At 70.2% G+C, this 19,585-nt stretch carries 19 protein-coding genes and 1 tRNA gene; 16 read left to right on the top strand and 4 right to left on the bottom strand.

What is annotated here, in order from left to right:
• The first annotated feature begins 102 nt into the window (after positions 1-102).
• The 7 genes from aroA to OCH239_RS13880 all read left to right on the top strand — a co-directional run bounded on the left by aroA (position 103) and on the right by OCH239_RS13880 (position 6,606).
• On the top strand, positions 103-1,458 hold the full coding sequence (gene aroA, locus OCH239_RS13910) for a 3-phosphoshikimate 1-carboxyvinyltransferase (RefSeq protein ID WP_037263828.1): 1,356 nt from the start codon (positions 103-105) through the stop codon (positions 1,456-1,458).
• Complete coding sequence (locus tag OCH239_RS13905; protein WP_037263826.1) at positions 1,458-2,072, top strand: (d)CMP kinase; 615 nt, start codon at positions 1,458-1,460, stop codon at positions 2,070-2,072. The genes aroA and OCH239_RS13905 overlap by 1 nt, the downstream gene beginning before the upstream one ends.
• Positions 2,073-2,203: 131 nt before the next feature.
• Positions 2,204-2,686, top strand: coding sequence for a DUF4168 domain-containing protein (locus OCH239_RS21720; protein WP_051489481.1), 483 nt, complete (start codon positions 2,204-2,206; stop codon positions 2,684-2,686).
• A gap of 570 nt (positions 2,687-3,256) precedes the next feature.
• The gene (rpsA, locus tag OCH239_RS13895; protein WP_037263823.1) at positions 3,257-4,939 is read left to right on the top strand and encodes a 30S ribosomal protein S1; all 1,683 of its coding nucleotides are present in this window, start codon (positions 3,257-3,259) and stop codon (positions 4,937-4,939) included.
• Positions 4,940-5,225: 286 nt separating this feature from the next.
• Entirely contained in the window at positions 5,226-5,510 is a 285-nt protein-coding gene (gene ihfB / locus OCH239_RS13890; RefSeq protein ID WP_037263821.1) for an integration host factor subunit beta, read from the top strand.
• Positions 5,511-5,517: 7 nt separating this feature from the next.
• Positions 5,518-5,880, top strand: coding sequence for a lipopolysaccharide assembly protein LapA domain-containing protein (locus OCH239_RS13885; protein WP_037263818.1), 363 nt, complete (start codon positions 5,518-5,520; stop codon positions 5,878-5,880).
• Positions 5,881-5,946: 66 nt separating this feature from the next.
• Positions 5,947-6,606, top strand: coding sequence for a phosphoribosylanthranilate isomerase (locus OCH239_RS13880; protein ID WP_037263815.1), 660 nt, complete (start codon positions 5,947-5,949; stop codon positions 6,604-6,606).
• 149 nt (positions 6,607-6,755) lie between these two features.
• Here OCH239_RS13880 and OCH239_RS13875 read toward each other — a convergent pair whose 3' ends face one another.
• Together OCH239_RS13875 and OCH239_RS13870 are read right to left on the bottom strand one after the other, a co-directional pair.
• A complete protein-coding gene (locus OCH239_RS13875) occupies positions 6,756-7,814 on the bottom strand; it encodes a quinone-dependent dihydroorotate dehydrogenase (RefSeq protein ID WP_037263812.1) in 1,059 nt (352 codons plus the stop codon).
• Positions 7,811-8,149, bottom strand: a complete 339-nt coding sequence (locus tag OCH239_RS13870) for a DUF952 domain-containing protein (RefSeq protein WP_051489480.1) — start codon at positions 8,147-8,149, stop codon at positions 7,811-7,813. The genes OCH239_RS13875 and OCH239_RS13870 overlap by 4 nt, the downstream gene beginning before the upstream one ends.
• A gap of 142 nt (positions 8,150-8,291) precedes the next feature.
• On the opposite strand from OCH239_RS13870, the gene OCH239_RS13865 reads away from it, so the two are divergent.
• The 3 genes from OCH239_RS13865 to OCH239_RS13855 all read left to right on the top strand — a co-directional run bounded on the left by OCH239_RS13865 (position 8,292) and on the right by OCH239_RS13855 (position 11,772).
• Entirely contained in the window at positions 8,292-9,854 is a 1,563-nt protein-coding gene (locus OCH239_RS13865) for a bifunctional metallophosphatase/5'-nucleotidase (protein WP_037263809.1), read from the top strand.
• 88 nt (positions 9,855-9,942) lie between these two features.
• Positions 9,943-11,139: a class I SAM-dependent methyltransferase gene (locus OCH239_RS13860; RefSeq protein WP_037263808.1), complete on the top strand. Its 1,197-nt coding sequence runs from the start codon at positions 9,943-9,945 to the stop codon at positions 11,137-11,139.
• A gap of 15 nt (positions 11,140-11,154) precedes the next feature.
• Entirely contained in the window at positions 11,155-11,772 is a 618-nt protein-coding gene (locus OCH239_RS13855; RefSeq protein ID WP_037263806.1) for an SOS response-associated peptidase, read from the top strand.
• Positions 11,773-11,781: 9 nt separating this feature from the next.
• Here the strand turns inward: OCH239_RS13855 and OCH239_RS13850 are convergent, their stop codons facing one another.
• Positions 11,782-12,135, bottom strand: a complete 354-nt coding sequence (locus tag OCH239_RS13850) for a hypothetical protein (RefSeq protein WP_051489479.1) — start codon at positions 12,133-12,135, stop codon at positions 11,782-11,784.
• A gap of 143 nt (positions 12,136-12,278) precedes the next feature.
• On the opposite strand from OCH239_RS13850, the gene OCH239_RS13845 reads away from it, so the two are divergent.
• From OCH239_RS13845 to OCH239_RS13820, 6 genes are all read left to right on the top strand, one after another.
• A tRNA-Gly gene (locus OCH239_RS13845) sits at positions 12,279-12,352 on the top strand.
• A 105-nt stretch (positions 12,353-12,457) separates the two neighbouring features.
• Positions 12,458-14,257, top strand: a complete 1,800-nt coding sequence (locus OCH239_RS13840; RefSeq protein WP_037263804.1) for an ABC transporter transmembrane domain-containing protein — start codon at positions 12,458-12,460, stop codon at positions 14,255-14,257.
• Between the two features lie 81 nt (positions 14,258-14,338).
• On the top strand, positions 14,339-15,538 hold the full coding sequence (locus tag OCH239_RS13835) for an ABC transporter substrate-binding protein (RefSeq protein ID WP_037263802.1): 1,200 nt from the start codon (positions 14,339-14,341) through the stop codon (positions 15,536-15,538).
• Positions 15,539-15,590: 52 nt separating this feature from the next.
• Positions 15,591-17,438, top strand: coding sequence for an ABC transporter permease (locus OCH239_RS13830; RefSeq protein WP_037263800.1), 1,848 nt, complete (start codon positions 15,591-15,593; stop codon positions 17,436-17,438).
• Between the two features lie 94 nt (positions 17,439-17,532).
• On the top strand, positions 17,533-18,306 hold the full coding sequence (locus OCH239_RS13825) for an ABC transporter ATP-binding protein (RefSeq protein ID WP_037263798.1): 774 nt from the start codon (positions 17,533-17,535) through the stop codon (positions 18,304-18,306).
• Positions 18,307-18,310: 4 nt separating this feature from the next.
• Entirely contained in the window at positions 18,311-19,012 is a 702-nt protein-coding gene (locus OCH239_RS13820) for an ABC transporter ATP-binding protein (RefSeq protein ID WP_037263897.1), read from the top strand.
• Between the two features lie 15 nt (positions 19,013-19,027).
• Here the strand turns inward: OCH239_RS13820 and OCH239_RS13815 are convergent, their stop codons facing one another.
• Positions 19,028-19,558 (bottom strand): dihydrofolate reductase family protein, encoded by a 531-nt coding sequence (locus tag OCH239_RS13815; RefSeq protein WP_037263796.1) that lies wholly within the window; start codon positions 19,556-19,558, stop codon positions 19,028-19,030.
• Between the last annotated feature and the right edge of the window lie 27 nt (positions 19,559-19,585).

Below are 19,585 nucleotides of genomic sequence, written 5' to 3'. Positions count from 1 at the left end.
CCCGGGGATATTTGGATCAAGAAGAAGAGGCAGCGCCGGGCGCGATGGACGGGGCCGGGCGCGCTTGCTAACAGGCAGGGACGCACGATCCGAGGAGCCTTCATGTCGAGCCACGCCGCCCCCATTCCCATGACCGCGCGCCGCTCCGGTCCGCTCACCGGCACGGCGGAGGTGCCGGGCGACAAGTCGATCTCGCACCGGGCCCTGATCCTCGGCGCCCTCGCGGTGGGCGAGACGCGGGTGACCGGGCTGCTCGAGGGGCAGGACGTTCTCGACACCGCCAAGGCCATGCAGGCCTTCGGCGCCGACATCGAGAAGCGCGGCGACACCTGGCACGTCAACGGCGTCGGCACGGGCGGTTTCGCCGAACCCGATCAGGTCATCGACTGCGGCAATTCCGGAACTGGCGTGCGGCTCATCATGGGCGCGATGGCGACGTCGCCGATCTCCGCGACCTTCACAGGGGATGCGAGCCTCAACAAGCGGCCGATGGCGCGGGTGACCGATCCGCTGTCGCTCTTCGGGGCTCAAGCGGTCGGACGTTCGGGCGGGCGGCTGCCGATGACCATCGTCGGGGCGGCCGATCCCGTGCCGGTGCGCTACGAGACCCCGGTGCCGTCGGCTCAGGTGAAATCGGCGGTGCTTCTGGCAGGCCTCAACGCGCCCGGAGAGACCGTGGTGATCGAGCGCGAGGCGACGCGCGACCATTCCGAGCGGATGCTGACGGGGTTCGGGGCGCAGGTGTCGGTCGAGGACAGCCCCGACGGCCGCGTGATCACCCTGCGCGGCCAGCCCGAACTGCGCCCGCAGGAGATCGCAGTGCCGCGCGATCCGTCCTCGGCCGCCTTCCCGGTCTGCGCCGCGCTCATCACCGAGGGCTCGGACGTGCTGGTGCCGAATATCGGGCTCAACCCGACGCGGGCGGGGCTTTTCACCACGCTGCGCGAGATGGGCGCGGATCTCACCTACGAGAACGAGCGCGAGGAGGGCGGCGAGCCTGTCGCCAATCTGCGCGCGCGGTTCTCGCCGGATCTGCGCGGGATCGAGGTGCCGCCCGATCGCGCAGCCTCCATGATCGACGAATACCCGGTCCTGTCGGCGGTCGCGTCCTGCGCCACCGGCCGGACGCTGATGACCGGGGTCAAGGAGCTCAGGGTCAAGGAGAGCGACCGGATCGACGCGATGGCACAGGGCCTGCGGGCCTGCGGCATCGAGGTCGAGGAGGGCGAGGATTGGTGGGCCGTCACCGGAAGGGGCGCAGGCGGCGTGCCGGGCGGCGCGACGGTGGAGAGCCGTCTCGACCACCGCATCGCGATGTCGTTCCTCGTTCTGGGCTTTGCGTCGCGCGAGCCGGTCCGCGTCGACGATGCGGGCCCGATCGCGACGTCCTTCCCGATCTTCGAGCCGCTGATGACCCGGCTCGGCGCGTCGATCACCCGCGACAACGGAGTGTTCTGATGGCCTTCACCATCGCCATCGACGGCCCCGCCGCGTCCGGAAAGGGCACCATCGCCAAGCGCGTCGCCGCGCATTACGGCTTCGGGCATCTCGACACCGGGCTGCTCTACCGCGCCGTGGGGCGGCGCATGCTCGACGGCGCGGAGCCGATCGCGGCGGCGCGGGCACTCGAGGCGGCGGATCTCGGCGATGCGGCGGCGCTGCGGTCCGCGGAGGCGGGGCAGGCGGCCTCCAAGGTCGCGGCGATCCCCGAGGTGCGCGCGGCGCTGCTCGATTTCCAGCGCGCCTTCGCGCGCCGGTCGGGCGGTGCTGTCCTCGACGGGCGTGACATCGGCACGGTGATCTGTCCCGACGCCGAGGCCAAGATCTTCGTCACCGCGAGCGCCGAGGTGCGGGCGGAGCGGCGCTTTCGTGAACTCGTCGCGGGAGGGGCGGAGACGCGGTTCGAGGATGTGCTGCAGGACATTCGCGACCGGGACGAGCGGGACATGGGGCGGGCGGATGCGCCGCTGCGTCCTGCCGACGACGCGACTGAGATCGACACATCGCGGCTCGACATCGAGACGGCGGTTGCCGCGGCCATCGCGGCCGTCGAGGCGGCGCGGGGCGGATAGCCGCCCGCTCTCGTCGGGTAAACGCAAGATTACGCCGATGTATTTTGCACCGCGCGGTCATGGACCCCATGTCGGGGTCAGACCGGACGCGGAGAGCGCGACCGGCATCCACAGACTGGAAAGGAGCAGCCATGTTCCCGACGCGCAAGATCACCGCCGCCACCCTGGCCGCCGCCATCGCAGCCGTTCCGGCATCCTTCGTCGCCGCTCAGGAGAGCTCCACAGGCGACATGCAGACCGAGACGCAGTCGCAGGACGAGATGCAGCAGAGCGAGCAGTCCGCACCGGCGACCGGCGACGAGACGACCGCGCAGAGCGACCAGCAGACGCCGGTCTTCGAGGACGAGCAGATCGAGGCGTTCGCGTCGGCTGTCATGGAAGTCACTGAAATCCGTGACCAATACGCATCGCAGCTGCAGGGCGTCGAGGATGAGGCCCAGCAGAAGGAGATCATCGAGGAGGCGAACACCGAGATGCGCGCCGCCATCGAGGAGACCGAGGGGCTGTCGTTCGAGGATTATATGGCGATCAACCGCGCCGCGTCCATGGACGAGGAACTGAACCAGAAGATCGCCCAGCGCCTGCAGGAAATGCAGAGCGAAGACGCGGGCTGATCCGAGCCTCACACGGACCTGTTCCGGGTTTTCGGGCGGATCCTCTCGGGTCCGCCCTTTTTATGGCCGACAGGGCTGTCCCCGAGGGGATTGTACGAAACGCAAGAAGTCCGGGGAGTTTCGTACCGAATGGTATCGCTAGCGCGGGCCGTGCGCGAAGCCGTCGCCGCACGGGGCGCCGGGATCGCCGGGACGGGCACGCCGGTCGCGGCGGTCCGACGGGACGTCGCGGGGAAACGTTCGCAAGATGTCGCCGGTCTCGATGCGCATCCCGCGGGACGGAGGCGCCATGCCGCGGCGACGGGCGGACACCCGCGGCGCGTGACGGCAGGGTCGGAGTGGCGCGGCGCGCGGACGGGGCGGCGCGGCCAGTGCCGGCGGACTTGCGTTAACGTCGCGTTGGACGTATACCGCGCGGCGTCACCAGAGCGAAAACGCCGCAGGACAGGGATCGAGCAGGGTCGGAACCACCGGCCCTCTTTGTTTTGCGCATCGCCCCCGACCAACCCAAGACCGGTGGAGACAACCACCCGGCCAGCATAACGACGTCAAAGGAAACACGTAAGCTACATGGCTCAGAACGCATCCATGGAGGACTTCGAGGCCCTCCTTAACGAAAGCCTCGAAATGGACACGCCCAACGAGGGCAGTGTCGTCAAGGGCAAGGTCATCGCCATCGAGGCGGGCCAGGCCATCATCGATGTCGGCTACAAGATGGAAGGCCGCGTCGATCTCAAGGAATTCGCGAATCCCGGCGAAGATTCCGGCATCACCGTCGGCGACGAGGTGGAGGTCTACCTCCGCGCGGCAGAGAATGCCCGCGGCGAGGCCGTCATCAGCCGCGACATGGCACGCCGCGAGGAAGCCTGGGACCGTCTCGAGAAGGCCTACGGCGAGGACGCCCGCGTCGAGGGCGCGATCTTCGGCCGCGTCAAGGGCGGCTTCACCGTCGATCTCGGCGGCGCCGTGGCGTTCCTGCCCGGCTCCCAGGTCGACGTGCGCCCCGTGCGTGACGCAGGCCCGCTCATGGGCCTCAAGCAGCCGTTCCAGATCCTCAAGATGGACCGCCGCCGCGGCAACATCGTGGTCTCGCGCCGTGCGATCCTCGAGGAGAGCCGCGCCGAGCAGCGCGCCGAAGTCATCGCCAACCTCGAAGAGGGCCAGGCGGTCGACGGCGTGGTCAAGAACATCACCGAGTACGGCGCGTTCGTCGATCTCGGCGGCGTCGACGGCCTGCTGCACGTGACCGACATGGCGTGGCGCCGCGTGAACCACCCGTCCGAGATCCTCGCGATCGGCGAGACGGTCAAGGTTCAGGTCATCAAGATCAACCGCGAGACGCACCGCATCAGCCTCGGCATGAAGCAGCTGCAGGAAGATCCGTGGGATCTGGTGGCGGCGAAGTACCCGCTGGCCTCCGTGCATACCGGCCGCGTCACCAACATCACCGATTACGGCGCCTTCGTGGAGCTGGAACCGGGGGTCGAGGGTCTTGTCCACGTCTCCGAGATGAGCTGGACCAAGAAGAACGTGCATCCGGGCAAGATCGTCTCCACCTCCCAGGAGGTCGAGGTCATGGTGCTCGAGATCGATCAGGCCAAGCGCCGCGTGTCGCTCGGTCTCAAGCAGACCCAGCGCAACCCGTGGGAAGTCTTCGACGAGCAGTTCCCGCCGGGAACCGAGGTCGAGGGCGAGGTCAAGAACATCACCGAGTTCGGTCTGTTCGTCGGCCTCGAAGGCGACATCGACGGCATGGTCCACCTTTCGGACCTTTCCTGGGACGAGCGTGGCGAGGACGCCATCCAGAACTACCGCAAGGGCGACGTCGTCCAGGCCGTGGTTCAGGACACCGACGTCGAGAAGGAGCGCATCTCGCTCTCCATCAAGGCGCTGGGCGGCGACAAGTTCGCCGAGGCGGCCGGCGGCATCAAGCGCGGCTCGATCGTGACCTGCGAGGTCACCGCGATCGAGGACGGCGGCATCGAGGTGGAATACGAGGGCATGAAGTCCTTCATCCGCCGCTCCGACCTGTCGCGTGACCGTGCGGAGCAGCGCCCCGAGCGCTTCTCGGTCGGCGACAAGATCGACGTGCGCGTGACCAACGTCGACATGAAGACGCGTCGCCTGGGCCTCTCGATCAAGGCCCGCGAGATCGCCGAAGAGAAGGAAGCGGTCGAGCAGTACGGCTCCTCCGACTCGGGCGCATCGCTCGGCGACATCCTCGGCGCGGCGCTGAACCGCGACGACGAGTAAGCGCTCCGGGCCACGTGCCCGCGGCGCAGGGGCCCCGGCCGGGAACGGCCGGGGCCTTTTTGCGTCTCGAATCGAGTGGGGCGCTCCCGCATCCTGAACGTGTGGGAGCGCGCCGCGCGGTCGCCGGAATCGTGACCCGATCCGCAACGCCCCCGCAAAATCCGGCGAAGTGGCGCCGAATGAAGCATTTTTCGGAATCGTTTCGGTTTTCGAATGCATGCTCACCCCCTATAGTGCCCTGTCAGAACCGGTGGGTGGGCCAAGGGCTTCAGGGGGATACGTGACCATGATCAGGTCGGAACTGATCCAGAAGATCGCGGATGAGAACCCGCATCTCTACCAGCGCGACGTGGAGCGGATCGTGAACACGATCTTCGAGGAGATCGTCTCGGCGATGGCCCGGGGCGACCGGGTCGAGCTGCGCGGCTTCGGCGCCTTCTCGGTCAAGAAGCGGGACGCAAGGGTGGGCCGCAACCCCCGGACCGGCGAGTCGGTTGACGTCGACGAGAAACACGTGCCTTTCTTCAAGACCGGCAAACTGCTACGCGACCGTCTGAACGGAAAGGCCTGACCTCCCCATGCGCTACATCCGATACGCTTTCCTCGCGATCCTGGCAGCCATCCTCGTCTGCGTGGCGCTGGCGAACCGGTCGATGGTGACGCTGCAGCTGCTGCCGCCGGACGTCGCGACGCTCTTCGGGGTGCAGTACGGCGTCTCACTGCCGCTGTTTCTGGTCATCTTCATCGGGATCGTGGCGGGGCTGCTGATCGGCTTCGTCTGGGAATGGCTGCGCGAGCACAAGCACCGCTCGGCCGCGGCCCGGCGCGAGGCGGAGGCCAGGCGCCTCGAGCGGGAGCTCAAGCGCACCCGCGCCGAGCGCGACCAGGGCAAGGACGAGGTGCTCGCCATCCTCGACCAGCCGCGCGGCCAGAAGGCCTGACGCGGACCGGGGCGCTGCCCCGGACCCCGGAGTATTTCTGCCAAGAAGAAGACGGGAGCGTGCGCCATGGACGTGCGGGTTAAGATCTGCGGCCTGACGCGGGCCGAGGACGTCGCCGCCGCGGGGCGGGCGGGCGCGGCCTATGGCGGGTTCGTCTTCTTCCCGCGCTCGCCCCGGGCGGTGAGCGTCGTGGCGGCGCGGGCGCTGGCGCTGGAGGCGCCGGTCGGGCTCGCGAAGGTCGGGCTGATGGTCGATCCGGAGGATGCGCTGCTCGACGCCGTGATGGCGGAGGTGCCGCTCGACATGGTGCAGCTGCACGGCAGCGAGAGCCCGGAGCGGGTGGCGGAGGTGCGGGCGCGCACCGGGCTGCCGGTGATGAAGGCCCTGGGGATCGCGTCCGAGGAGGATGTCGGCCGGATCGCGCTCTACGGCCGGGTGGCGGATCAGCTGCTGCTCGACGCCAAGGCCCCGAAGGGGGCGGAGCTGCCGGGCGGCAACGGGCTCGCCTTCGACTGGCGGCTGATCGCGGGGCGGCGGGTGCCGGTGCCATGGATGCTGGCGGGGGGGCTGACGCCGGACAATGTGGCGCGGGCGGTCGAGATGACCGGGGCGCGGCAGGTGGACGTCTCCTCGGGCGTCGAGGCGGAGCCGGGGCTGAAGGATGCCGCGAAGATCGAGGCCTTCGTGCGGGGCGCTCGGGGCGCCGAGGTCGTGCCGAAGCTCTGAGCGGGGCGGGCCGCGCCGGGGGCGCCTGCGACGTTGGCCGTTCCCGCGCCTCGGGTGACGCGCGGGGCGACCCCGTGGCAACGCGGTCGGCGCGACATTGCCGCGATGCGCCGTGCCTTGCCGGGCTGTGTCCGCCGGCCGTGCCCGGGTCAGAGCCAGGCGGAGCGGCCGGTGCCGACCGCTTCGGCGACGGAGGCGAATCCTTCCGATGCGAGCCGCGTGTCGAGATCCCGCGCGATGCGGGCGGCGAGGCCCGGTCCCTCGTAGACGAGGGCGGTGTAGAGCTGCACCGCGGAGGCGCCCGCGCGGATCTTCTCATACGCCTGATCGGCGGAGCCGACGCCGCCGACGCCGATCAGCGGGAGCTTTCCTCCCGTGAGCTGCGAAAGCCGCGCGAGGATGCGGGTCGAGCGGTCGAAGAGCGGCGCGCCGGAGAGGCCGCCGGTTTCCCCCGCATGCGGAGAGCGCAGCCCGTCGCGGGAGAGCGTGGTGTTCGTGGCGATCACCCCGTCGATGCCGGAGGCGAGGGCGACCTCGGCCACGTCCCGGAGGCCGTTCTCGTCGAGGTCGGGGGCGATCTTGAGGAAGATCGCGGGGCGGGAAGTCAGGGCGTCCCTCGCCTCGAGCACCCCGCCGAGAAGCGCGGCGAGCGCGTCCTTGCCCTGCAGATCGCGCAGGCGCTCGGTGTTGGGGGACGAGACGTTCACCGTCGCGAAGTCGAGATGGGCGCCGCAGCGGGCCAGTACCGCGGCGAAATCGCCCGCGCGGTCGGCGCTGTCCTTGTTGGCGCCGAGGTTGAGGCCGATCACCGCGTCCCGGGGGCGGGCCTCGAGCCGGGCGGCGATCGCCTCCATCCCGTCGTTGTTGAAGCCGAAGCGGTTGATCGCCGCGCGGTCCTCGGTCAGGCGGAAGAGCCGCGGCGCGGGATTGCCGGGCTGCGGGCGGGGCGTCGCCGCGCCGACCTCGAGAAAGCCGAAGCCGCAGCGCGCGAGCGGCGCCATCGCGACCGCGTTCTTGTCGAAGCCGGCGGCGAGGCCGACGGGGTTGTGCAGTCTCAGGCCCGCGACCTGGCATTTCAGGCGCTCGCCGGTGACGAGGCCCGGCTGCGGCACGAGACCCGCTTGCAGCGCCCGGAGCGCGAGCCCGTGGGCGCGCTCGGGCTCCATCCGGTGCAGGAGCGCGAGGCCGGCGCGTTCGGCGAGGCTCACAGCAGGTCGCCGAAATCGTGGGCGCCGCCGCGGAGGGGCAGGGGCTTGGCCCAGAGCACCTCTTCGCGCCGCAGGGGGCGGTATAGGTGTGGGAAGAGCGCGCCGCCGCGCGAGGGCTCCCATTTCAGGGCGTCGCCGAGCGTGTCCGCATCGAGCGCGGCGAGGATCAGGCCGTCCTCGCCCGCGAAATGCTTTTCGGCGGTGCCGGGGGCGGTCTCGGCGGTCGAGAAGTGGATGTAGCCGTCGGCGAGGTCCACCGGCGCGCCGGTGGTTTCGCCGTCCCGTTCGAGGGCCTGCCATTCACCGGCGCGGAAGATCTTGTAGATGAGCGTCATGGCACCGCTCATGCCGCGCGCGCGATGCCCGGTCAAGCGGGCGGGGGTGACGCAGGGTCGGCCATGTCACAGGACTTTGACAAGGGCCCTGCCGCGCGGCAGCATCGCCGCAGAAGAACATCATCCGACAGAGAGGTCCTCCATGTCACATCGTCTTTGGGCAGGCACCGCCGCGCTCGCACTCTGCGCCGGGGCGGCGCAGGCCGATTACGAGCTCACCATCCTGCACACGAACGATTTCCATGACCGGTTCGAGCCGATCTCGGCCTACGATTCGACCTGTTCGGAGGAGGACAACGCGGCGGGCGAATGCTTCGGCGGGATCGCGCGGCTGGTGACGGCGGTCGAGGCCGCGCGCGCGGAGGCGGAGACGGACGTTCTGCTGCTCGATGCGGGTGACTGGTTCCAGGGTTCGCTGTTCTTCACCGAATACGGCGGCGCGCTCGCCGCGGAATTCATGTCCGGGCTCGATTACGACGCCATGGCCGTCGGCAACCACGAGTTCGACAACGGGCCCGAGGGGCTGGCCGAATTCCTCGACGGCGTCGAGTTCCCCGTGCTCTCGGCCAATATCGACGTGAGCAGGAGCAACGTGCTCGCGGACCGGGTGGGAAGCTCCGCGGTGATCGAGACCGAGAGCGGCGCGCGCATCGGCGTCGTGTCGGTCCTCGCCGAGGACACGCCCGAGACCTCGTCGCCGGGCCAGAACGTGGTGTTCTCGCCGATCGTCGAGGCGGCGCAGGCCGAGATCGACAGCCTGAGCGAGCAGGGCGTCGACAAGATCGTCCTCCTGACCCATGTGGGCTTCAAGCAGGACCAGCGGCTCGCCGAGGAGGTGAGCGGCGCGGACGTCGTGATCGGCGGCCACAGCCACACGCTGCTCGGCGACATGGAGGGTGCGGCGGACTCCTATCCCGCCACCGTGGGCGAGGTGCCGATCTACACCGCCTATGCCTACGGCAAGTATCTGGGGAAGATCACCCTGACCTTCGACGACGAGGGCAACGTGACCGATGCGGGCGGCGCGCCGATCCTGCTCGATGCCTCGGTGGAAGAGGACGAGGAGGCGAAGGCCCGCGTTGCCGAGCTCGCCGAACCGCTTGAAGAGCTCCGGTCGACGGTCATCGCCGAGTCCTCGGCGCCCATCGACGGCGCGCGAGAGACCTGCCGGGCGGGCGAGTGCGAGATGGGCAACCTCGTCACCGACGCGATGCTCGACCGCGTGAAGGATCAGGGCATCGAGGTCGCCATCACCAATGGCGGCGGCCTGCGCGCCTCGATCGACGAGGGCGAGGTCACCATGGGCGAGGTGCTGACGGTGCTGCCGTTCCAGAACACGCTCTCGACCTTCCGGGTGTCCGGGTCCGTGATCAAGGAGGCGCTCGAGAACGGCGTCAGCCAGATGGAGGAGGCCGGCGGCCGCTTCCCGCAGGTGGCGGGCATGTCCTTTGCGGTCGACAGCGCCGCCGAGGTGGGCAGCCGCGTGTCGGACATCATGATCGGCGAGGAGGCTCTCGATCCCGAGAAGATGTACGGCGTCGTGTCGAACAACTACGTCCGCAACGGCGGCGACGGTTACGCGATGTTCGTGGATGCCGAGGACGCCTACGATTTCGGGCCGGATCTCGCGGATGTGACGGCGGAGTACCTCTCCGCGAACAGCCCCTACGAGCCCTTCACCGAAGACCGCATCAGCGTCGAGTGACGGGGCCGGGCGGGCGCGAGAGCGCCCGCCTTTGCCTATACGGTCTAAGCGGCTATCACGGGGCTCGAACGAACCGGAGCCCCCCTCGATGGTCACCCTCGCCGAGCATTACGACGCCTATCCCTATCCCGAGCGCGACCCTTCCGAGGAGCGCAGGCGTCTGATCACCGGCTCTCCCTCGCATCCGCTGGAGATGGACCACGCGCTCTGGGGCGGCGCGCGCGACTGGTCGAGGCCGCTGCGCGCGCTCGTCGCGGGGGGCGGCACCGGGGACGGGCTGATCCAGCTGGCGCAGGTGCTGAAGAGCGCGGGGGCGCCGGCGGAGATCACCTATCTCGACCTCTCGGCCTCGGCCCGCAGGGTCGCGGAGGAGCGGGCGCGGGTGCGGGGGCTCGACATCACGTTCCGCACCGGATCGCTGCTCGAGGCCGGGGAGCACGGGCCCTTCGACTACATCGATTGCTGCGGCGTGCTGCACCATCTGGACGATCCCGAGGCGGGGTTCCGCGCGCTGCGCGCCGCGCTCGCGCCAGGTGGCGGGATGGGGATGATGGTCTACGCGCCTTACGGGCGCTCGGGGGTCTATCCGCTGCAGGAGGCGTTCGGCGCGATACTGGGCGGGCTGCCGCCCGAGGAGCGGCTGAACGCAGCGAAGGGGATCATGGGAGGGGTGCCGCAGGGCCATCCGTTCCGGAGCAATCCGAACCTCGTCGATCATGCGGCCTCGGATGCCGGGTTCTACGACCTTCTGCTGCACGGGCAGGACCGGCCTTACAGCGTGACCGAGCTGCTCGAGACGTTCGATGCGACGGGCTGGCAGCTGGCGCGGTTCGCGATGCCGGGGCTCTACGATCTCGGGGCGCTGACGCCGCACGGGGCGGACCTGCCTGAGCGGGCGCGGATGGCGGCGGCGGAGAAGCTGCGGGGCACGATCAAGACCCATATCGCCTACGCAGTGCCGGAAGGGGCCGAGGTGCCGAAGGCGTCGGTGCGTGACACGAAGCTCGTGCCGCATCTGCGGGGGCTGAAGGCGGATGCGGCGGCGCGGGCGGTCGCGGCGGGCAAGCCGCTGCCGCTGCGGCTTGGCTCCGAGACGCGGGAGCTGAGCCTGCCGAAGGGGGCCGCGCCGCTTCTCGGCGCCATCGACGGGCGTCGGAGCGTCGCCGAGATCTCGGCCACAGTCCGCCTCGATCCGATCGCCGCCGCGTCGCATTGGGGGCGGATCGAGGCGGCGCTGGCACCCTGGGGGCTGATGCTGCTCTCGGGCCTGCTGCGCCGGCGCTGAGGGAGGGACGCGCGCATGTGCGGACGCTTTTCGGTGACCCTGCCGCCCGAGGCGATGGCGCAGCTCTTCGCCGCGGTGCCGGCGAACGATCTGCCTGAGGTGCCGAATCTGAACGTGCGGCCGACGCAATCCGTCTTTGCGGTGCGGACGGACGAGACCGGGACGCGGCGGCTCGAGGGGATGCGCTGGGGCTTCCTGCCGCATTGGTACAAGACCGCGAAGGACTGGCCGCTGCTGATCAACGCGCGGGCCGAGACGGTGGCCGAGAAGCCCGCCTTTCGCGAGGCGGCGCGGGCGCGGCGGTGCCTGATCCCGTCCTCGGGGTTCTACGAATGGAAAACCTACGAGGACGGCGCCAAGCAGCCCTACCTCATCACCCGCGCGGATGCGGAACCGCTGGTGATGGCGGGGATCTGGCAGGTCTGGGAGCGGGAGGGCGAGCGGCTCAGCACCTGTGCCATCGTCACGACGGCGGCGGCGGGGGCGATGGCGGAGCTGCACAGCCGGATGCCCGTGGTGCTGGAGCGGGAGGACTGGGCGCTCTGGCTCGGCGAGGCGGGAAAGGGCGCGGCGCGGCTGATGCGGTCCGCGCCGGAGGGATTGCTCTCCTTCGAGGCGCGCGCCCCGGGTTAGGCGCGCGGGTCAGCCGGCGTCGCCCGAGGGGACCGGGACCTCCCATTCGATGTAGCCGACCGCGGCCTCGCCGCTCGTGGATTGAGACGCGGGGCGGGAATAGGCCTTGGTCATGCCCTCGACGACCGGGATCGTGGCGGTGGCGTCGACATCGATGAGATCGCTCGCCCAGCTGCCGTCGGTCGCGGCGATCGTGGCGGTGGCGCCGCCCGCGTTGACGAAGCGGATGGTGTCTCCGGGCGCGGCATAGATGGTTTCGGGGAAGTAGCCGCCCCGCACGATGATGACCTCGTGCTCGGCGGCGAACGCCGGCGCGGCGAGCGCGGCGGCGAGAAGGGGGGCGGCCTTGATCAGACGGGACATGGTGCGAGCCTCACTGGTGACACGAAAACCCGGGCGTTATGGGGCCTGTCTGGTAATGCCGGTTTCGGGCCGAATTGAGGCCGGACGAAGGACGCCACCCGCTTGACCCTACTCGCCGCATCGCCTAAGCCATGGCCTACCGAGCGGGCATGGTGAAATGGTATCACACGAGCCTTCCAAGCTCTTGGTGCGGGTTCGATTCCCGCTGCCCGCTCCAGATCTTCCCCCCCTGACACGCCTTCGCATCCCCCTGCGGCCTCGCGCCGCTTGACCCCGGCTCTCAGAATGGCAGAACGGGTTCGCATCTGGAACGGAGGGGCGCATGGCTCGAGATACCGCGCATGCGGGCGCGCAGGACGAGCGGGCGAAGTCGCGCAAGCTGGGCATGCTGGCGCGGCTCTGGCCGTTTCTCGATCCCTATCGGGCGCTTCTCGCCGCCGCGCTCGCCTCGCTGGTGCTGACCGCCGCGGTGTCGCTGGTGCTGCCGCTGGCGGTGCGCCGCGTGGTGGACAATTTCGAGGGGCCGGATGCAGCGCTGCTCGACCAGTACTTCCTCGCCGCGCTCGGCATCGCGGGCCTGCTCGCGCTCGGCACGGCGCTGCGCTACGCGCTGGTGACGCGGCTGGGCGAGCGGGTGGTCGCGGATATCCGCAAGGCGGTGTTCGACCGGGTGATCGGCCTGTCGCCAGTGTTCTATGAGAAGGTCATGACCGGCGAGGTGCTGAGCCGGATCACCACCGACACCACGTTGATCCTGTCGGTCATCGGCTCGTCGATCTCGATCGCGCTGCGCAACGCGCTGCTGCTGGTGGGCGGCATCGGCCTGATGATCGCGACCTCGTGGAAGCTGACCGCGATGGTGCTGCTGATCGTGCCGGCGGTGGTGGTGCCGATCCTCGTGCTCGGGCGGCGGCTGCGCAGTCTCAGCCGCGAGAGCCAGGACTGGATCGCGGCCTCCTCGGGATCGGCCTCCGAGGCGCTGCTCGCGGTGCAGACGGTGCAGAGCTACACCCACGAGGCGATCTCGAAGGCCGGGTTCGCGAGCGTGACGGAAAAGAGCTTCGATGCGACGCGGCGGCGGATCTTCACGCGGGCGATCCTGACGGCGATCGTGATCTTCCTCGTCTTCACCGGCATCGTCGGCGTGCTCTGGATGGGCGCGTGGGACGTGCGCGCCGGAGAGATGACCGTGGGCGCGCTGGTGCAGTTCCTGATCTACTCGGTGATGGTCGCGGGCGCGGTCGCGGCCCTGTCGGAGATCTTCGGCGAGCTTCAGCGCGCCGCCGGCGCTACCGAGCGGCTGGTCGAGCTGCTCGACGCCGAGGACGCGATCACCGATCCCGAGAGCCCCGAGACGCTCCCCGAGCCGGTGCGCGGCGCGGTGCGGTTCGAGGACGTGTCGTTCTCCTACCCCTCGCGGCCGGGGATCGCCGCGCTCGACCACGTGGATCTCGACGTGAAGCCCGGAGAGACCGTCGCCATCGTCGGGCCCTCGGGGGCGGGCAAGTCGACGCTCATCCAGCTCCTCCAGCGCTTCTACGATCCGGACGAGGGGCGGGTGATGCTCGACGGCGTGCCGCTCGACCGGCTCGCGCGGCGGGAGTTCCGCCGCCACCTCGCGCTCGTGCCGCAGGACCCGGTGATCTTCGCCGCCTCGGCGCGGGACAACATCCGGTTCGGGCGCCCCGATGCGGACGAGGCCGAGATCGAGGCGGCGGCGCGCGCGGCGGCGGCGCACGACTTCATCGCGCGGCTGCCCGAGGGCTACGACACCTGGCTCGGCGAGCGGGGCGTGATGCTGTCGGGCGGGCAGAAACAGCGCATTGCGATCGCACGGGCGATCCTGCGGGACGCGCCGGTGCTGCTCCTCGACGAGGCGACCTCGGCGCTCGATGCCGAGAGCGAGCGGGCGGTGCAGGCGGCGGTGGACGAGCTCTCGCGCAGCCGCACCACGCTGATCGTCGCGCATCGGCTCGCCACCGTGAAGAAGGCGGACCGGATCGTGGTGATGGAGGACGGGCGCATCGTCGCGACCGGCGGGCACGACGCGCTGGTCGCCGAGGGCGGGCTCTATGCGCGGCTCGCGCGGCTGCAGTTCACCGACGGCATCGCCGCGGAATAGCCGCCGGCCGCAACGGCGGGCTTGGCAAACGGCGCGCAAGACACGACAAGCGGGCCCAGCATCCCCTTGAGGAGGACCGACATGCCCCGAGCCCTGTTCCCGACGCTCGCCGCCGCCGTTCTGGCGTCACTGCCCGCCGCCGCGCAGGAGGGGGAGCCGATCAAGATCGGCGAGATCAACCACTTCACGCGCATGCCGGCCTTCGCCGAACCCTACCGCCGGGGCATCGAGATGGCGGTCGAGGAGATCAACGAGGCGGGCGGCGTGCTCGGGCGGCCGCTCGAGTTTGTCTTCCGCGACGATCAGGGCGAGCCCGGCGAGGCCATCAAGATCGCCGAGGAGCTGATGCGGCGCGAGGGCACGGTGATGATCACCGGCTCGATCCTGTCGAACGTGGGCCTCGCGATCTCCTCGCTCGCGGCGCGGCGGGAATTCGTCTACCTCGCCTCGGAGCCGCTCGCCGACGCGCTGACCTGGGGCCAGGGCAACGCCTGGACCTTCCGGCTGCGGCCGTCCACCTACATGCAGGCGGCGATGCTGGCCGAGGCCGCGGCCGGGACGGACGCCGTGACCTACGCGACGATCGCCCCCAACTACGCCTACGGCAAGGATGCGGTCGCGGCGTTCAAGGAGGTGCTGACCGAGCTCAAGCCCGACGTGGAGTTCGTCGCCGAGCAATGGCCGCCGCTCTTCGACATCGACGCGGGCGCCGAGGTGCAGGCGCTGGAGCGCGCCAAGCCCGACGCGATCTACAACGTCACCTTCGGCACGGATCTCGCGAAGTTCGTGCGCGAGGGCGAGACCCGCGGCCTCTTCGAGGACCGGCAGGTCTACGGGCTCCTCTCGGGCGAGCCCGAATATCTCGAGCCGCTCGGCGCCGAGGCGCCCGAGGGCTGGGTGGTCACCGGCTATCCCTGGTACGATTTCGAGGACGGCGCGGGCGCGGAGTTCGTGTCGGCCTACGAGGCGCGCTGGGACGAGACGCCGAAGAACGGCTCGAACGTCGGCTACGCGACGGCGCTGTCGGTCGCCGCGGCGATCGAGACGGCGGGCTCGACCGAGAGCGCGGCGATCCGCGAGGCCTTCGAGGGGCTGACCGTCGCCGTGCCCGCCGGCGAGATCACCTACCGCGAGATCGACAACCAGGCGACGCACGGGGCCTGGGTCGGCACGACCGCGCTCAGGGACGGCGGGGGCGTCATGGTGGACTGGACCTACGAGGACGGCGCCGATTGCCTGCCGTCCGACGAGCGCGTGCGCGAGCTGCGCCCCGCCGACTGACGCCGCGAGGGCGGTGCCGCGGCCCCGCCCTCGCCGCCAAGCGGAGACGCTCATGGGCCTGATCCTTGCGCAGCTGCTGACCGGCCTCGCCAATGCCGGGGCGCTCTTCATGGTCGCGTCCGGGCTGTCGCTGATCTTCGGCGTGACGCGGATCGTGAACTTCGCGCATGGCTCGTTCTACATGCTCGGCGCCTATGTGGGCTGGTCCGCGATGCAGGTCCTGCCGGGGGCGCTGGGCTTCTGGGGGGCGATCCTCGTCGCGGGGGTCATCGTCGGGCTCGTCGGCGCGGCGGTCGAGATGCTGATCCTGCGCCGGGTCTACGCCGCGCCCGAGCTCTTCCAGCTGGTCGCGACCTTCGGCGTGATCCTCGTGGTGCAGGATCTGGCGCTGATGATTTGGGGGCCGACGGACCTTCTCGGGCCGCGCGCGCCGGGGCTGACGGGCGTGGTGCGGGTGATGGGCGAGCCGGTGCCGCAATACGACCTCGCCCTCATCGCGATCACGCCCGGGGTGGCGCTGGCGCTCTGGTACCTCATCGCGAAGACGCGGGTCGGCATCCTCGTGCGCGCCGCGACGCAGGACCGCGAGATGGTCGGCGCGCTGGGCGTGAACCAGAGTTGGCTCTTCACCGGCACGTTCTTCCTCGGCTGCGCGCTCGCCGGCCTCGGCGGCGCGCTGCAGCTGCCGAAAGGGGGCGCGGACCTGCTGATGGATTTCACCATTCTCGCGCAGGTCTTCGTCGTGGTGGTGATCGGCGGCATGGGATCGCTGCCGGGGGCGCTGATCGCGAGCGTGCTGATCTCGGTGATCAACGTCTTCGGGGTGGCGTACCTGCCCCAATCGACGCTGGTCCTCACCTATGTCGTCATGGTCGCGGTGCTGATATGGTGGCCCTTCGGGCTCCTCGGGCGCGCGGAGGTCGCGGGCGAGCTCGGGCAGGTCGGCGCGCCCGAGGAGCCGGTCCGTCCGGCGGGCTGGCCGGTGCGGGCGGGCGTCGCCGCGGCGCTCGTCCTCCTGGCGACGCTGCCCGCCTGGGGCGGCGGCTTCGCGCTGGTGCTGGCGACCGACATCCTGATCTTCTGCCTCTTCGCCGCCTCGCTGCATTTCCTGCTCGGGCAGGGCGGGCTCGTCTCCTTCGGACATGCGGCGTTCTACGGCGGCGGCGCCTATGTCGCGGCTCTGCTCGTGCGTCACGCGGACACGCCGATGGAGCTGGCGCTGATCCTCGCGCCCCTCGGCGCGGGGCTCGGCGCGCTGATCGTCGGCTGGGTCGCGCTTCGCGCCAGCGGGGTCTATTTCGCGATGCTGACGCTCGCCTTCGCGCAGCTTCTGTGGTCGCTCGTCTACCAGTGGGGCGACGTGACGGGCGGAGACGACGGGATCGTCGGGATCTGGCCCGCGGACTGGGCCTCGGGCGGCGCGGCGTTCTTCTGGTTGACGCTGGTCCTCTGCGTCGGCGGCATCCTTGTGCTGCGCCACGCCGCCCACGCGCCCTTCGGCTACGCGCTGCGCGCCTCGCGCGACGCGCCGCTCCGCGCGGAGGCGACGGGACTCGACACGCGCCGCATCCGTCTGGTCGCCTTCGCCTTCGCCGGCGCAATGGCGGGGCTCGCGGGCGGGCTCTTCACCTTCTCCAAGGGCTCGGTCTTTCCCAACGAGCTCGAGATCGCGCGCAGCTTCGATGCGCTCATCGTCGTGTTCCTCGGCGGGGTGAAGACGCTCTCGGGCGGCTGGGTCGGCGGCGGCGTCTTCAAGAGCGCCGAGGACCTGCTGACCCGCTTCGACTACTGGCGCCTCGCACTCGGCCTTCTGATCATCGCGGTGGTCATCGCCGCCCCCGAGGGTATCGTCGGCACGTTGAAGCGCCTCGCCCGCCGGCAGGGGGGTGAGGACAGATGACCGCGTCCCCCCTTCTTCTTGGTACAAATACTCCGGGAGCGCGAGGGCAGAGCCCTCGCTCCGCAAGCCGCCATCCCGCGGAAGGTGGCCCGCGATGACCCCCGTCCTCGAAGCCCGGCATCTGACGCGCCACTTCGGCGCGATCCGCGCCGTCGACGATGTGAGTTTTGCGCTGGCGCCGGGCGAGCTTCTGGCGCTGATCGGGCCGAACGGGGCGGGCAAGTCCACCTGTTTCAACATGGCGATGGGGCAGCTTGCGCCAAGCTCGGGGCAGGTGCTGCTCGAGGGGCGCGACATCACCGGATGGCCCGCGCGGCGGATCTGGCGGGCGGGCGTCGGGCGGACGTTCCAGATCACCGCGACCTATGCCTCGATGCGGGTGATCGAGAACGTGCAGATGGCGTGCCTCTCGCATCACCGGCGGACCTTTTCGCTGATCCCTCGCGCCCACCGTCTCTACCGCGACGAGGCGATGGCGCTGCTCGAGACCGTCGGCATGGGGGCGCAGGCCGAGCGGCACGCGGCGATCCTCGCCTACGGGGACCTCAAGCGGCTGGAGCTGGCGATGGCGCTGGCGCATGCACCGAGGCTCCTCCTGATGGACGAGCCGACCGCGGGGATGGCGCCCGGCGAGCGCGCGGCGCTGATGGAGCTGGTCGCCGGGATCGTGGCGGAGCGGGGGACGGCGGTGCTCTTCACCGAGCACGACATGGACGTCGTCTTTGGCCATGCGCAGAGGATCATGGTGATGAACCGCGGGCAGATCATCGCGGATGGCACCCCGCAGGCGATCCGCGGCGATGCCCGCGTGCGGGAGGTCTATCTCGGCGGCGGGGCGATCACGGCGGGGAGGGGCGCGGATGGCTGATCCCATGCTCTCCGTCTCGGGGCTCGAGACCTTCTACGGCCGCGCCCAGGTGCTGCACGGCGTGAGCTTCGACGCCCGTGCCGGAGAGGTCGTGGCGCTCCTCGGGCGCAACGGGGCGGGCAAGACGACGACGCTCAAGTCCGTCATGCAGCTCGTGCCGCCGCGGCGGGGGCGGGTGACGTTCCGGGGGCAGGACATCACGCGCTGGCCGCCGCACCGGGTCGCCAAGGCGGGGCTCGGCTACGTGCCCGAGGAGCGGCGCATCTTCACGCAGCTGACGGTTGCCGAGAACCTCGAGGTCGGGCGCCAGAGGCCGCGGGAGGGCGCGGCCCCCTGGACCGAGGCGGCGCTCTTCGATCTCTTTCCGAACCTCGCGGAGCGGCGCGGCAATCTCGGCAAGGCGCTCTCGGGCGGGGAGCAGCAGATGCTGACCATCGCGCGGACGCTGATGGGCAACCCCAGCCTCGTCCTCCTCGACGAGCCGTCCGAGGGTATTGCGCCGGTGATCGTCGAGCAGATGGCCGCCGCGATCCTGCGGCTCAAGTCCGAAGGGCTGACGGTGCTGCTCTCCGAGCAGAACCTGCATTTCGCCCATGCGGTCGCGGACCGTGCGGTGATCCTCGAACACGGGGCCGTGCGCTTCGACGGCACTCTCGCGGAGCTCGATGCGCAGCCGCAGGTGCGGGACGCCTACCTGTCGGTCTGACGCTGCGCGGGCGGGTCAGACCGGCGCGTAGCTTAAACGGATGACATCCTGCCCGATGCGATCGCAGCTCAGGAGCCGCAGGGGCGGGCGCGGGCCCGCGAAATAGGGCGTGCCGTGCCCGAGCACCACGGGATGCAGGTAGATGCGGTACTCGTCGATCAGCCCGAGCCCGGTCAGGCTGTGCGCGAGGTCGGGTCCCGCCACCTCGATCTCGCCTTCGATGTCGGATTTCAGCGCGCGGATGGCGGTTGCCAGATCGCCCCGGACGAGCTCGGCGCTTGCGCCGAGGGCAGGTGTCGCGCGGGAGACGACCCATTTGCGCTGCGCCCGCCAGGCCGCCGCGAAGGCGCGTTCGTCGGCGTTCCATTCGGGGCGGTCGTCGTCCCAGTAGCGCATGATCTCGTAGATCTTGCGGCCGTAGAGGCTGCCGGTCTGCGCCTCGGCCTCGGCGACGAAGTGGCGGAAGAGATCAGGGTCGGGCGCGAACTCGGTGTGGTCGACGAAGCCGTCGAGCGACTGGTTCATTCCGAAGACGAGCTTGGCCATGAGAGGTGCATCCGGACCGGCGCGGCG

This window comes from Roseivivax halodurans JCM 10272, from assembly GCF_000521785.1.
In the GTDB taxonomy this organism is placed as follows: Bacteria; Pseudomonadota; Alphaproteobacteria; order Rhodobacterales; family Rhodobacteraceae; genus Roseivivax; species Roseivivax halodurans.
The sequence above is the reverse complement of the archived record's forward strand: the minus strand, read 5'-3'. Positions and strand labels throughout refer to the sequence as shown.